At 69.1% G+C, this 13,139-nt stretch carries 11 protein-coding genes; 4 read left to right on the top strand and 7 right to left on the bottom strand.

The annotated features are described in order from the left end of the window. Window positions 1-190: 190 nt before the first annotated feature. Window positions 191-865: a TetR/AcrR family transcriptional regulator gene (locus ABT294_RS18285; RefSeq protein WP_350806990.1), complete on the bottom strand. Its 675-nt coding sequence runs from the start codon at window positions 863-865 to the stop codon at window positions 191-193. An 89-nt stretch (window positions 866-954) separates the two neighbouring features. On the opposite strand from ABT294_RS18285, the gene ABT294_RS18280 reads away from it, so the two are divergent. Then, window positions 955-1,326, top strand: coding sequence for a DoxX family protein (locus tag ABT294_RS18280; protein WP_350806989.1), 372 nt, complete (start codon window positions 955-957; stop codon window positions 1,324-1,326). Between the two features lie 244 nt (window positions 1,327-1,570). On the opposite strand, the gene ABT294_RS18270 is transcribed toward ABT294_RS18280, so the two are convergent. Then, window positions 1,571-2,965: an MFS transporter gene (locus ABT294_RS18270; protein WP_350806988.1), complete on the bottom strand. Its 1,395-nt coding sequence runs from the start codon at window positions 2,963-2,965 to the stop codon at window positions 1,571-1,573. Between the two features lie 256 nt (window positions 2,966-3,221). Here ABT294_RS18270 and ABT294_RS18265 point away from each other — a divergent pair, with 256 nt between their 5' ends. Next, on the top strand, window positions 3,222-4,145 hold the full coding sequence (locus ABT294_RS18265) for an MmyB family transcriptional regulator (protein WP_350806986.1): 924 nt from the start codon (window positions 3,222-3,224) through the stop codon (window positions 4,143-4,145). A 69-nt stretch (window positions 4,146-4,214) separates the two neighbouring features. Here the strand turns inward: ABT294_RS18265 and ABT294_RS18260 are convergent, their stop codons facing one another. The 3 genes from ABT294_RS18260 to map form a co-directional block, all read right to left on the bottom strand. Further along, complete coding sequence (locus tag ABT294_RS18260; RefSeq protein WP_350806985.1) at window positions 4,215-5,732, bottom strand: alpha/beta hydrolase; 1,518 nt, start codon at window positions 5,730-5,732, stop codon at window positions 4,215-4,217. A gap of 831 nt (window positions 5,733-6,563) precedes the next feature. After that, window positions 6,564-7,337, bottom strand: a complete 774-nt coding sequence (locus ABT294_RS18255; protein WP_350806984.1) for a TIGR03084 family metal-binding protein — start codon at window positions 7,335-7,337, stop codon at window positions 6,564-6,566. A 227-nt stretch (window positions 7,338-7,564) separates the two neighbouring features. Continuing rightward, window positions 7,565-8,386 carry a type I methionyl aminopeptidase gene (gene map / locus ABT294_RS18250; RefSeq protein WP_350806982.1) on the bottom strand — a complete coding sequence of 274 codons (822 nt, stop codon included), beginning with the start codon at window positions 8,384-8,386 and terminating at the stop codon, window positions 7,565-7,567. Between the two features lie 87 nt (window positions 8,387-8,473). Here map and ABT294_RS18245 point away from each other — a divergent pair, with 87 nt between their 5' ends. After that, window positions 8,474-8,743 carry a helix-turn-helix domain-containing protein gene (locus ABT294_RS18245; RefSeq protein WP_350806981.1) on the top strand — a complete coding sequence of 90 codons (270 nt, stop codon included), beginning with the start codon at window positions 8,474-8,476 and terminating at the stop codon, window positions 8,741-8,743. A gap of 239 nt (window positions 8,744-8,982) precedes the next feature. On the opposite strand, the gene ABT294_RS18240 is transcribed toward ABT294_RS18245, so the two are convergent. Together ABT294_RS18240 and ABT294_RS18235 are read right to left on the bottom strand one after the other, a co-directional pair. Further along, window positions 8,983-9,840, bottom strand: a complete 858-nt coding sequence (locus ABT294_RS18240) for an NAD(P)H-binding protein (protein WP_350806980.1) — start codon at window positions 9,838-9,840, stop codon at window positions 8,983-8,985. Between the two features lie 597 nt (window positions 9,841-10,437). After that, window positions 10,438-12,000, bottom strand: coding sequence for a flavin monoamine oxidase family protein (locus ABT294_RS18235; protein WP_350806979.1), 1,563 nt, complete (start codon window positions 11,998-12,000; stop codon window positions 10,438-10,440). A gap of 624 nt (window positions 12,001-12,624) precedes the next feature. Between ABT294_RS18235 and ABT294_RS50840 the strand changes: the two genes are divergently transcribed. Continuing rightward, on the top strand, window positions 12,625-13,020 hold the full coding sequence (locus ABT294_RS50840; protein WP_502912066.1) for an ATP-binding cassette domain-containing protein: 396 nt from the start codon (window positions 12,625-12,627) through the stop codon (window positions 13,018-13,020). Window positions 13,021-13,139: the final 119 nt, after the last annotated feature.

Below are 13,139 nucleotides of genomic sequence, written 5' to 3'. Positions count from 1 at the left end.
GGCTCGCCGTCTTCGTCTTCCTCTGGCCGCCCTACGCCGCCTTCAACAGCCCGGCGGGGATCGCCCGCGTCCGCTCCAGGGCACGCGAACTCGCAGACCGGTACCTTCGCGAAGCGGCCCACGCTCCAACCGGCCGAACCAGCCGCAGCCGGAGCTCGACCGGGTGAGCATCGCGGAGCTGCGTCGCCGATCAACCGGCGTCGCGTGGCCCCGGGGCGAGGTCCGCCTCGTCCAGGTCGTCGCACAGTTGGCGACGCAGGGTGTCGTGCGCCCAGCTCTCCCACGTCGCCGGTGACCAGCCGCGATCGCGGACGAAGGTGAGGTACAGACCGGGGCTGAGCAGGCCGTACAGCAGGTCGGCCGCCATCTCCGCGGACAGGCCGGGGCGGGCGCCGGGTTTGGTGACGAGGGCCCGCGCGGCGGCGGAGTGCACCGTGAAACGCGGATCCTCCTCGTTCGGCCACATCGCGGCGATCTCCGGATCCATGGTGGCGGCGGTCTCGACGACCCTGGCGATGGAGGCGAACCGGTCGAGGATCTGCCGGGTGCCCTGGACGTGCCGACGTAGCTGGTCCGGGGCGGTCTCGGCGGCGCACGCCGCGCGGAACCAGGGACGGTCCACGGTGGCGACCGGCTCGTCGTCGCCGGCGATGGCCGTGTCGACCAGCTCCTTCAGCAGCGTGCGCTTGTTGCGGAAGACGAAGTAGATCGTCTGCACGGCGACGCCCGCCCGGTCGGCGACGTCCTGCAGGCTTGTGGCTCCGTATCCGTGCTCGACGAACAGCTCATGGGCCGCCGTGACGATCTTCGCCCGGGTCTGCCTGGACCGCTCGGCTCGTTTGTCCGGCCGCTTGACAGTATCCATGAGCCGAGCATATCTCTAGAGTTGAAATCTAGAGACGAACTCTAGATACTTTGGCGACACCCCTGGTGAACGATGAGGAAACCCAGACCATGAACGTGTTGTTGTGGATCCTGCAGGCTGTGCTGGCGGCGATGTTCGCCGCGGTGGGGGTGCTGACCTCCGCCCTGTCCAAGGAGAAGCTCGAACCCAGACTGCCCTGGACGGCCGACTTCTCCGCCGGCACCGTCCGCTTCATCGGGCTCGCCGAGCTGGCCGGCGCGCTCGCGCTCGTCCTGCCCGCCGTCACCGGGATCGCCCCGATCCTCACCCCTCTGGCGGCGACCGGCCTGGCCCTGATGATGGTGCTGGCCGCGCTGACCCACCTGCGGCGGAAGGAGCCCGCCGCGATCGTCCTCAACGTGGTGCTGTTCTTCGCGGCGGCGGTCATCGCATGGGGCCGATTCGGCCCCTACACCTGGTAAGCAGCGGCTTCTGTCGGGATCCGGCCGCCGAGGCCAGGTGTCGCGCGATGGCACCTGCCAGGCGGGGCATCGATCCGGGCGAGCAGCCGTACGCGGCGCTCGCCCGCGAGCTGCACGAGGAATCGGGCCTGGAGCTCCGCGACGCCCACCTGGTGGAGGCCCGGAGTTACGCCGTGCACCGGCTGGGCGTCGCCTGGCATCTCGTGGCACTGGAATCGCGGCTGATCGCGCGGGCCCGCAGCGGTCATCTCTGTCGGCGCATCAGCTGCGTCAAGAGCGTCAGAGCCGCGAACGCCAGGATCACCACGACGCCCGGACGGAGCATGGCCAGCTGTGTGCCGGGCACGATCGCCGCGGTGACGACCGCGAGGCCGAAGGCGCCGCCGACCTGCAGCGAGCTGGTCAGCAGCCCGGACGCCAGTCCCTGCTCGTGGTCGGCTATCCCGCTGGTGCCGGCGACCATCAGCGCCGAGATACTGAGAGCGAAGCCCACGCCCCACAACAGCGACGCGGGCAGCAGCACCGTCCACAGGTCCGGCTCAGGGCCGATGCGCAGCATCAACGCGTAGCTCGGCACGAACGCCACGAGCCCGGCAAGCAGCACCTTGGTCACGCCGAACCGGTCCAACAGGGCCCCGAGCCTGGGCCCGATGACGACCACCATGAGTCCCGAGGGCAGTAGCACCAACGCCATCTGCCACGGCTGCCAGCCGTTCAGGTTCTGCAGGTACAGAGCGAGCAGGAACTGGAAGCCCATGGCGCCCCCGTACAGGAGGGCGGCGCTGACGTTGGCGGTCACCAGATCGCGGTCGCGGAGGATGCCCAGCCGGATCAGCGGCTCCTTCACGGTGCGCTCGATCGCCACGAAGCCGGCGAGCAGCAGCCCGGAAAGAGCGAGTCCGGCTGTCGTCCGCAGCGATGTCCAGCCGGCGTCCGCCGCGGAGCCGACCGTGAAGACCAGCAGCAGCATCCCGCCGACCAGGGTCACGGCGCCGCCGAGGTCGAGCCGCCGCCGTTCGGCGTGCGGCGGATCCGGCGGCAGGACGCGCAGCGCGCCGATCAGCACCAGCAGGGCGATCGGGATCGGCAGGACGAAGGTGGCCCGCCAGTTCAGCGCCGCGAGCAGGCCGCCTATCAGCAACCCGGAGGAGTAGCCCGACGCCTCGAACACGTTGAAGATCCCGAACGCCTTGTTGCGTTGCGGGCCTTCGGGAAAGGTCGCGGTCAGCAGCGACATGGCCGCCGGTGCGGTGAAGGCCGCGGCCATCCCCTTGACGAAGCGCGAGACGATCAGCAGGACCCCGTCGTCGACGAGTGCGCCGAGCAGCGACAGCAGCGCGAACACCGCCATCGCGGTCACCAGCACCCGCCGTCGGCCGAACAGGTCGGCGAACCGCCCACCCAGCAGCAGGAAGCCGCCGAAGGCCAGGATGTAGGCGCCGATCAACCACTGCGCTGTGGCCGCGCTCAACCCGAGTTCATGCTGGATCTCCGGGATCGACACAGCGATCATCGAGTTCTCGAGACCGTCGAGCAGGATCACCCCGCTGAAGACGAGCAACGAGACCCACAACCGCGCCGACCAGCGCACGGGCTCCCTGCGGACCGCGGGGTCACGGGGAGTCAAGCCGCCCGACATCTGCCACCGTCCCGCAGAGATCCGGGCCGGGTCGGCGTGCGCTCCGGTGGCGCCTTGGCGGCCGGAGCCGCAGCAGTACTCATCGGAAGTCTCTCCCAGGTCGTGGTCGTCCGCCCCGCCATCTCGATCGCGGGGCCGGAGATGACCCTTCCGTGGTGAGGCGGGCTCTCCCAGAGCCCTGTGCTGCTTACGACCTGTGGTCCTACTACTGCCAGGGTCAGCCTCGTCCGCCCTGGCATGCGTACGATCAGACACCATGAGGGACATAGGCGATCGACCTGGTACAGAGGCTGTCGGCGGTGAGCGGCCGATCGATCCGCGTGCCGAGATCGGCGAGTTCCTGCGCAGCCGTCGGGCCCGGCTGAGGCCAGAGGACGTCGGGTTGCCGCTCTTCGGGCGGCATCGGCGGGTCCCGGGGCTGCGCCGCGAGGAGCTGGCCCAGCTCGCCGGCGTGTCGGTCGCCTACCTCACCCGGCTCGAGCAGGGCAAGGGCCACAACGTGTCGGCCGAGGTGCTGGATGCGATCGCGCGTGCCCTGCGGCTGACGGACTTCGAGCACGCGCACCTCAGACATCTGGTCAGGTACCAGCACCGGAAGGGGCGCCCGCCGCCGCAGCGGCAGCAGGTGCGCGCCACGCTGCGGGATTTGCTGGCCTCCATGGAGGGGGTGCCCGCGTACGTGACCGGGCGGCGCTATGACATCCTCGCCTGGAACCCGATGGCGGCGGCCCTGTTCGGCGACTGGGACCGGCTGCCGCCCCAGGAGCGCAACTGGGCGCGGCTGGTGTTCCTGCGGCCCGAGCATCGCCGGCTCTTCGTGGACTGGGAGGCGAAGGCCGCCGACATCGTCGGCGCCCTGCGTCTGTACGCGGGCTGCCATCCGGACGATCCGCAGCTGTCGGCGCTCGTGGGCGAGCTGTCGGTGAAGAGCGAGGAGTTCCGCCGCCTGTGGGCCCGGCACGACGTCAAGGAGAGGAGCCATGGCGCCAGGCGGCTGCGTCACCCGCTGGTCGGCGACCTCACCCTCTCCTTCGAGTCGCTCCGGCTGCCCGACGACCCCGAGCAGTGCCTGACCGTCTACCACGCCCAGCCGGGCTCCGCCGCGGCGGAGAACCTGCGCCTGCTGGCCAGTTGGGGCGCGGACGCCACCTCCGCCGAAGCGCCCCTCCACCGGCCCTGACGACACTCACCACGCCGGCCGGCCCGTCCATGGTGAGGTCGCGTCGAGCCGCATCGATCGTGCGGCGCCTCAGCCGCGGCAGTCGACGTCCCCGGCGGGCAGCTTCCCGCCGCGCAGGTAGTCGTTGACGGCCCGGTCGGCGCAGGGGACGGGGCGATTCCCGTCCACGGCGCGGCCGTACACGCCGTGGGCGCGGATGTCCGCCGTCACCAGCCGCGAGCCGGTGAGCTTGCGGTGCAGCGCCAGCGCGCCCGCGTACGGAACGTTGTTGTCGCGACGGGCCTGCACCATCAGCACGGGCACGGCGTTGCCGATCGGGGTGCCGTGCTCGCGGGGTTCGGCCTGCCAGAACGCGCACGGAGCGGTCATCCCGTTGGCGAACGGGCCGAACACGGGCTGGGTGGCCCGGCTGCGGACGATCTCGCGCCAGTACCTCTCCGGGTCGTCCGGCCAGCCCCCGGCGGGCCAGCCGCCGTCGCCGCACATGAACAGCGCCCCGCCCACCATGCTGTCCGCCAGTTCGGGGGACTTCAGGACCCGTAGCAGGCCGGCTAGGGCTGGACCGGGCTTGACCGGCTTGCCGGCCGCGGCGTCGACCAGATCGCGCACGACCCCCGCCAACGCCGCGTCGTTCTCCTGTTGCTGGATGAGCTGCCTGAGCAGCAGCCGGATCACGGGGGCGGGCAGCCGCGTGCCGTCGACGGAGACCGGCCGCCGTTCCGCGCGGTCGAGCACGCCCTGTACGGCCGCGCGCACCTGCTTGCCGGTACGGCCGAGCCGGTAGTCGTCGTGCTGCCGGGCGGCCCAGCCTGCCCACTCGTCCAGCGACTCTTCCAGGGGCTTGCCCGCCCGCTGGAACAGCTCGTACTGGGTGGCGTCCGGGTCGGTGGAGGAGTCGATGACCACGCGATCGGCCCTGTCCGGGAACATCTGGGTGTAGACGGCGCCCAGGTCGGCACCGTAAGAGACGCCGTAGTAGGACAGTTTGCGCTCGCCCAGGGCGGCGCGGATCGCGTCCATGTCCCGGGCGACGTTGCGGGACGAGGCGTGCGGCAGCAGTTCCCGGTTGTCTCCGTGCTGCCCGCAGCGCCGTGCCAGGGCGCGCGCGTCACGTACCGACGTCTCGAAGTCCGCGCGGGGCGACGTCGTCCTGCCCGGCGCGGGGGGCGGGGAAGCCGGGTCGCAGGTGATGGGCGTGCTCTCGCCCAGGAAGCGCGGGTCGAACCCGATCAGGTCGTAGCGGCGCGCCACGTCCTTCAGCGCGGGACGCAGTGCCAGCGTGTGGGCGAGTCCGGTCCCGCCCGGCCCTCCCGGGTTGGACAGCAGGATGCCGCGCCGGCCGGTGCGGGACTCGGCCTTGACACGCGAGACGGCGATCTGGATCGTGCGGCCGTCCGGGTCGTCGTAGTCGAGGGGCACGGTCACCTTCGCGCACTCCGCTCCCGCCTGGCGCAGCTCCTTCTGCGCGGCCGAGCACGGTCCCCACGTGAGTCGCTGGTGCCCGAAGGCGGGTGAGGCGGCCACCGCCGTGGGCGCGAGCAGGACGACCAGGCCCAGCGTGATCGTTGCCGTGGACGCGACGCGCATCGTACTCCTTTGATCGCGGATGTGGTCGCAGACGACGCTAGGAGCCCGCGACCGTCGCGACATCGACCAGATGGCCGAACGCGATGGCCATTCAGCCGAGCCGCCGATCAAGGACGCGCCCCTTACGCGATGGACGTTCAGCGCCTGTCGGACGTTCGCCGTTCGGTACGTCCTTGGCCGCGGCGAGGCGGTCGTAGATGGACGAGGACCACCTGGCGCCGCTCTCCCCTGCTGGCGCCGACCCGTGGGCCGCCCGGCTGATCACGCCGGAACGCGGACGAGAGATCCTCGCCACGCGACGCGGCTGACGGGCCGCGGGGCAGCGTCTCGCCCTACGCCGGTCTCGGCTGGGCCCGGGCTACCCGCACCACGAAGGCCCACCAGACGGTTCTGGCGGGCCTTCGTTGAAAGGTGCGTACCGGTGTGCGTGTCGCCTCTCGGCGAAAGGCGCAACGCGGCTCCAGCCGAACGGTAGTCCGCGAAGGCGATAGGTGAGGCCCGGGGACACTGGGCACACCGGCCACGATCCATGTAACCATCCATCAGCGCTGGATGTTCCCGGGGGATGAGGGGGCCGCCTGAGACGCGCTGATTGAGTGGCTGGCCGCGGAGATCTGCCTGTTCGGCGGCCCGGGTCGATGATCGCTTCGCCGCCCTGACCGCCGCTACCACCGACAGCGTCGCCGGTGGCTGGACCGCCCGTACGGCTCGGTCTGCGCCCTCGTCGGCACCGGCGGGGGCGCAGCCGTCTCCGCAGGCCATGACCTTGGCTCAGGAAAACGTAGAAGGTGGTGTTGAGGAGCTCGATCGGCAGATCGCTACCTGCACTCTTCAGAGGAAAACGCGAGCAATGTCGAGCCACTTCTGCGCGTCCTCGCCGACTGCCGTGAGGTCAGTCTCGGCTCGGGACCTGCGTTGGGTGACTCGAAGGCAGAAGTCGAGGGCACTGCCCTGAACCCGTTGCACGGCATCTTCTGGGCCCCATACCCAGGTTTGGCCGTCGGGACCAGTCAGCTCGACACGGAACGGCTCTGCCGGAACTGGCAGTTGGGCTGCATAGAACGACAGCTCTCGTCCTACCACGCCCAACGAGGCCACATGCTGGAGCCGACCCGTCGGACGGCGTGAGACACCCAGCGCATCGAAAACGTCCTGCCCGTGAGCCCACGTTTCCATCAGTCGAAGCGGCACCATAAGCGCCGCGGTCAACTGCGAGCCGTACCACGGAAACCCATGGTCCAGTGGGACGTCACGTAGCGCCGCCGCCAGCTCGGCTCGACCAGCGCGCCACTGTTCCAGCAGTACCGATCGCGGTTTGGCTGCTCCCGCGGCGGCGTCGAGATCAGCGTATTGGCTGCCTGCGGCTTCCGCCTGCTTCAGCACAACGTCGAACGCCTCCGGGGTCCGTAGAGCGATGAGAACGTTCGCATCAGCTGAAGCAAGATGAGCGATCTGGTGGGCGATCGTCCACCCCGCTGCCGGCGTAGGCTTGGACCAGTCGGCCTGCGCTGATACCAGGGCGTCAAGCTCATCCCCTTCAGCCACCAAGTCGGGCAGCGCCCGATCGTGCTCTACACCGGACATGTCAAGGCCGTAGTTCAACATCGGTGTCACCTTCACACATTGACGGCAACGGGCTTGTCCCGTTTGGGCGGGTAAAGTGGATCTGGTGTGGTCAGGCTATCTGAGGTTGATCTCGGCAAGCCGAACTGGTTCTGGTTCACGCGTCGCCGACACCGCCCGTGGGCAGTCGGCCCTTTCGTCTCATGCACTGGTGCAGATGCGGTCGTCAGCACCGTTTGATCGGGCCGGCATCGGTTGAACAGGGCGACTTAGGCGTCCTTTGTGGAGAGCCGACCGGCGGAACCAGCCCGCGCTGGGTTCTCCGATTCACGCCGGGTGAGCACCAAGGGGCCGTCCTCGGTGATGGCTACCGTGTGCTCGGAGTGGGCCGTGCGCGAGCCGTCCGCCGACCGAATGGTCCAGCCGTCGGCGTCGTAGACGATCCGGTCGGTCGTGCGGGCGAACCAGGGTTCGAGCGCGAGGGTCAGGCCCGGCCGGAGCGTAAGGCCGCGCCCTGCCCGGCCCATGTTCGAGACGTGGGGCGCCTCGTGCATGGTGCGGCCGATGCCGTGGCCACCGAATTCGTCGTTGACTGGATAGCCGTAGTCGCGGGCCACCGCCCAGATGGCCGCCGAGATGTCACCCAGGCGGTTGCCCGGACGTGCCACCTCGATCGCCGCCTCCAACGCTTCCTCGGTGGCGCGGATGATCCGCAGGTCCTCCTCGGCAGCAGTGCCGACGACGACCGTGCGCGCCGAGTCGGTCACCCAGCCGTCGATGCTGACTGCGAGGTCCGCGCTGAGCACGTCCCCGTCACGCAGTGTGTAGTCGTGGGGTAGGCCGTGCAGGACGGCGTCGTTGACGGACAGGCAGATGACGTTGCGGAACGGGCCGCGTCCGAAGGACGGCGAGTAGTCCCAGTAGCACGACTCTGCCCCGCGCCGTTTGATCATGCCGCGCACGTGGCGCTCCAGGTCCAGGAGGTTGACGCCCACGTCAGCGAGTCGGCCGACCTCGGAGAGCACCTCGGCGACGAAACGCCCGGTCACGTGCATGCGTTGGATCTCCGCAGGCGACTTCAGTTCGATCACGAATACCTCGCGTCACAGGTTGTTGGTATAGTTATACCGGAACTGTAGCACTTGCCGGGATAGTAATACCACCCCTATCCTGGGAGCATGGTCCGCCAACCGCTCACACCTGAGCAGATCGAAGCCGGCAGGCGTCTCGGCGCCCTGCTGCGCCACGCGCGAGCGGGACGCGACCCAGCGGAAGTCGCGCACGCGGCCGGCATCTCGCCGGAAACCCTGCGCAAGATCGAGACCGGACGACTGCCGTCCCCCGGATTCGGCACGATCGTCTGCCTCGGCGAGGCACTCAACGTGCCGGTTCAGGAGTTGGCAGCTTGCTGGCGCGGCAACGACCTGCCGTTGGAAGCCGCCTCGTAGCCGCTGTTGCGCCCGCCCACGAAGTCCCGGCGGACACCGCCCGGTCCCTCATCCAGCTGCCTGTGCCAGTTGATCCAGCCGCTGCTGGTCGAGCCGGCATCGTGACCCGCCCCGGTCCCCGTGACGCCGACCCACCGCCCGTACACCGAGTTGGTCGACGCCCGCCGCTGGCGGACCGGCACATCCTGGGCGAACACCCGAACCCTCCATCTACCCGCCCCGCCGAGCGCCGTTGGCCGTCAGGCGGACGGGGCCAGTTCAGTGGCGTGGTCGGCCGCCCACTGCGCGAGCGTGCGGCCCTTCCTTCCGGTCACCTGCTCGAACGTGGGCGAGACCGCCGGGGGCTCCTCCGCGTACTCGGCCTGGTAGCCCAGGATGAACTCGGCGACCTCCATCGGAAATCCGCCCTCGATGTAGGCCCGGCGGGCCTGCCCGTAGGTCAGCCCCTCGAACGCGATCGCACGGCCGAGCCCGGCGCCGATCGCCTGCGCCTGCTGCCGGTGGGTGAGCGCCTGCGGTCCGGTCAGGTCGTAGGCCCGGCCCGCGTGACCGTCCTGGAGCAGGGCGATCGCCGCGACGTCGGCGATGTCGGCCTCGTGGATCGGCACGCCGATGCCGTCGGGGTAGGCGTTGCGGACCAGGTTCGAGGTCCGGATGGACTCGCCCCAGACGTCGAGCTTGTTGACGGCGAACTCGCCGGGCCGTACGTGGGTCCAGGCTGCCCCGGACTTCTCGACGACCTGTTCCACCGCGTGCAGCATCTCGTAGAAGCCGGCTCGCCGGCTCGTGACGCCAGAGCTGGTCAGGGACACGATCCGGGCGGCCCCGGCCGCCACGGCGCGGCTGACGAAGGCTTGCGCCAGGTCGGTCGCGTGCTCTGGATCGAAGAGGCCCGCGATGAGGAAAACACCCTGTACCCCGTCGAACGACAACTCGCCCGGACGGTTCAGGTCGCCCTTGACGACGTCGACGCCGTCGGGCAGCCCGGCGGCCTCCGGGTTGCGGGTGAGCGCCCGCACGGGCCGTCCGGCCGCGACGAGCCGATCGACCACGTGCCTGCCCACGGTGCCGGTCGCTCCGGTCACGAGGATGGTCATGGAGAACCTCTCTCTGGAATCGAACGATGGGTGCGGGCCCGCTGCCGAGGACAGTAGGACAGGTCCGGCCGACCTCGCACATGGAACGTTCCCACCTGGGCGTTTCCCGGCCGTTCGATCAGGGGCTCAACCGTTGGGAGACACCACCTCGTCGTCGAAGCTCTGCACGGCACACTCCCAACCAGCCCGAAAACTGGTGCACGTCCGGCCGTACCGCCGGTGCGCGTTCGGGTGTACGCCGACAGCGAGGAAGTAGCTCTCATGCATGTGCAGCGGTTGGCGGCCCAGAATGTCCCCTTCGTGGGCGACGACTGGGCCGAGACACACCATGACGTGGAGCAGGACGGCGCCGGGCCAAGGCCCGTCTTCCCAAGGGAGTGGCCGGGATGGCCCGTCTGCACGCCATGCTCGCCGAACAGGCCGCAGACACAGACATCCCTTGATCACAACGGAGTGCGCACCCCAAGCGGAAAGATCAGAGTTCGCTGCCCAAGCACTCTCCGGGTATCGGAGTGGGAACCTCCCGCCTCCACCTGGACCTTGAGTCGACGGCCCAGGTGGCTTCCCCTTGCTCCAGCAGCTTCTCACCTGCGGCTGCTATTTCCCGAGCGCGGCGATGACCTCCTTCGCGCAGCGTTCGCCACTTTCGACACCACCGTTCAGGTAGCCCTGGCTATGCGTGGAGGTGTGCTCGCCGCCGAAGTGGAGGGCGCCTTCGGCCATGTGGAGGGAATGCCAGAACTTCGTGTACTGGCCGGGCAGGAAGCCCGCGTACGAGCCGCGCACCCATGGGTCGTCCACCCAGGAGTCCAGCCATGCCCGGCCGTTGTACGCATCGGACACACCCGGGACCATACGGTCCAACACGCGCAGCGCTCGCCGTACGACTTCCTCAGGCGCGCGGCCGTGCGCCCGCTCGACCGGATAGCTCGCGCCCGCGTGGCCGCCGTTGAAGATGGTCAGCACTGAGCCGGAGCCAGGCTGGTACGCGGTGCTGTCCCAGCCGCCCGAACGGGGCTGGTCGGTGGAGAAGGAGCCGCTCCAGTTGTGGTGACGTGACAGCCGGTCCCGGAACTGCAGGAGGAGTTTGGCATTGGTGCCCATGCCGAGCTCGTCAATGGCCTGGCGCTTGCGCTCGCTCAGCCCGGCCTCGGTCAGATCGACCTCACGCAGGGCGGTGAACGGCAGGCACAGCACCACCACATCTGCTCGAACTGTCCGATGCAGGTCCTTGAAGCGCAGGTCGTACGTGCCGTCCCCGAGCTGCCGTACGGCATGTAAAGGAAAACCGAGGTGCAGGGAGCCGTCAGGGAGCCGATCGGCCAGGCGGCGCGGAACCTGGTCGTTGCCGCCGTGTACGTGGTAGCGCTCGTCCGCGTCGCCGGGCGGTTTGACGAAGGTTTCGATCAGGTTGATGGCGCTCATGCGGGCGGTGTCCAGGCCGAAGAAGCCACTTTGGCTGACGTCGAGCGCTTCGAGGAGCAGCGGGTCGTCGACGTTCGCCTTCAGCCATTCCAGGGCCGACATCTCGTCGAACTCTCTGGCCGCGTCGCTTGCCCGGTTGTAGCGGTAGTCGCCGATGCGCTTGGCGTCGACGGCCAGGCGTTTGATCACCTGAGGGAGGTCTTTGAACACCTTCGCGCGGTCCTGCGGCTTGCCGTTCAGCCGCAGTCGGCCGGTTCCGCGTTCTCCGGCCTTGCCTCTGTCGTCCATGCGCAGGCCGAGTTCGGCGGCCAGGCGTCGCAGGTGTACGTGCCGGGTGTCGACGAACTCGCCACCGTGCTCGGCGAGTTGGCCGTCGGCGAAGCTGCGGGCGGTCCAGCAGCGTCCGCCGACTCTGTCGTCATGTGCTTCGAAAACCTGCGCGCGCACGCCGTGCCGATGGAGCCGATAGGCGCAGGTGAGACCGGCGAGACCGGCTCCGACGATGACCACTTTCGCGTCGTGCGGGGTGGCGCGGGCGATCTTGGGGGTCGCGGCGACGAATGCGCCGGCTCCGGCGAGTATCGCGCAGCTGCGCAATATGTCGCGTCTGGAAGGCTGGGGGTGGAGGGATCGGGCTATGGCTCGGATTTCCTGCATGTGTTGAACGCCACCTGAAGGCATGAGCACCTCTCCACGGTTATACGCGAGAATAGGCATTGATTCCGTGGCGATCAAGATGGTTCTCTTACGAAATCAGTGGTATCCGGCGCCTTTCACGGTCGTCCACGGGCACGGCCGCCCTCAATCACCAGATCACCGGGCGTGACCGATCGTGCCGGAGACTTCCAGGGCCCCGTCTCCAAGGGACCCGGTGCAGGATCCCATGGATACGCCTCTCACTTGTGCTCATGCAGAGGTCTCAGGCTGGCGGGTCAGACCTGAGCTCTGCCATCAACGCAGGTCTGAGGCCTATCTGTTGGCTTTCGGCCGAAGCTACGGGAACCCCGTGAAAGCCGGTGAAGGTTGCTCAGCATGAACCCGAGAGTCCTCAGGGGCGGTGGCCGCTTTCGGTCAGTGAGCTGGTTTGCGCGCCCAGAAGAAGGCATGCCCGCTGTTGCCTTCTGGGACGAACTCTTGGGAGGCGACTTCCAGGCCGGCTTTCTGCAGCCAGGATCGGTAGGTGGTCGCGTCGGTGTGGCGACCGGGCCGGGGTGGTGGCTGCCTCGGCCGCCCGCGGTGGCGACCAAGGCGGCGGTGGGCGAAGCGGTCCCGTGACGGGGGCAACGGCGGGATAACCCGAATGAAGGACGGAGGCTGTCCCGATGGTCCCGGCCCCTTCAGACGCGGGAGGCTGACGGGGTGATCGAAGCTCTGCATCTGTCCCAACGCCATGGCCGGCGCACCGTGGATCTGTCCTTCCAGGTGCGGTCCGGTCGGGTCACCGTGTTCCTCGGCCCGAACGGGGCGGGCAAGTCCAGGACCACGCGGATGCTCGTCGGCCTCGACCGGCCCGACGCCGGTACCGCGCGATCGGCGAGCGGCCCTCCGCGGACCTGGCCGCGCCGCTGCGCACCGCCGACCCTTGCTCGACGCCGGGGCCGCCCACCGGGACGTATCGCCCACGACCACGCTCTGTCTCGCCCAGTCGCAGAGGCTTCCCGCACCCGCGTGTGGGAGGTGCTGGAGGCCGTGGAGCCGACGTGCCGGCCACGCGACGTAGGCCGAGGTACCGCCCCCGCGTACGGCAGGCGGTAGAGACGCAGCCGGGCCGCCGGGTTCCTGTTGCGTTGCAAGAACCAGACTGAATTCGGCGTCACTTGTCCCTCTGATCATCGCTGACAATTGAGGATGACTATAACTCGGTCGCGTTCTTC

Origin of the sequence: Nonomuraea sp. NPDC000554, assembly GCF_040300065.1 — a bacterium.
In the GTDB taxonomy this organism is placed as follows: domain Bacteria; phylum Actinomycetota; class Actinomycetes; order Streptosporangiales; family Streptosporangiaceae; genus Nonomuraea.
Note: the sequence above shows the minus strand (reverse complement) of the source record. Positions and strands in the feature narration are given on the sequence as shown.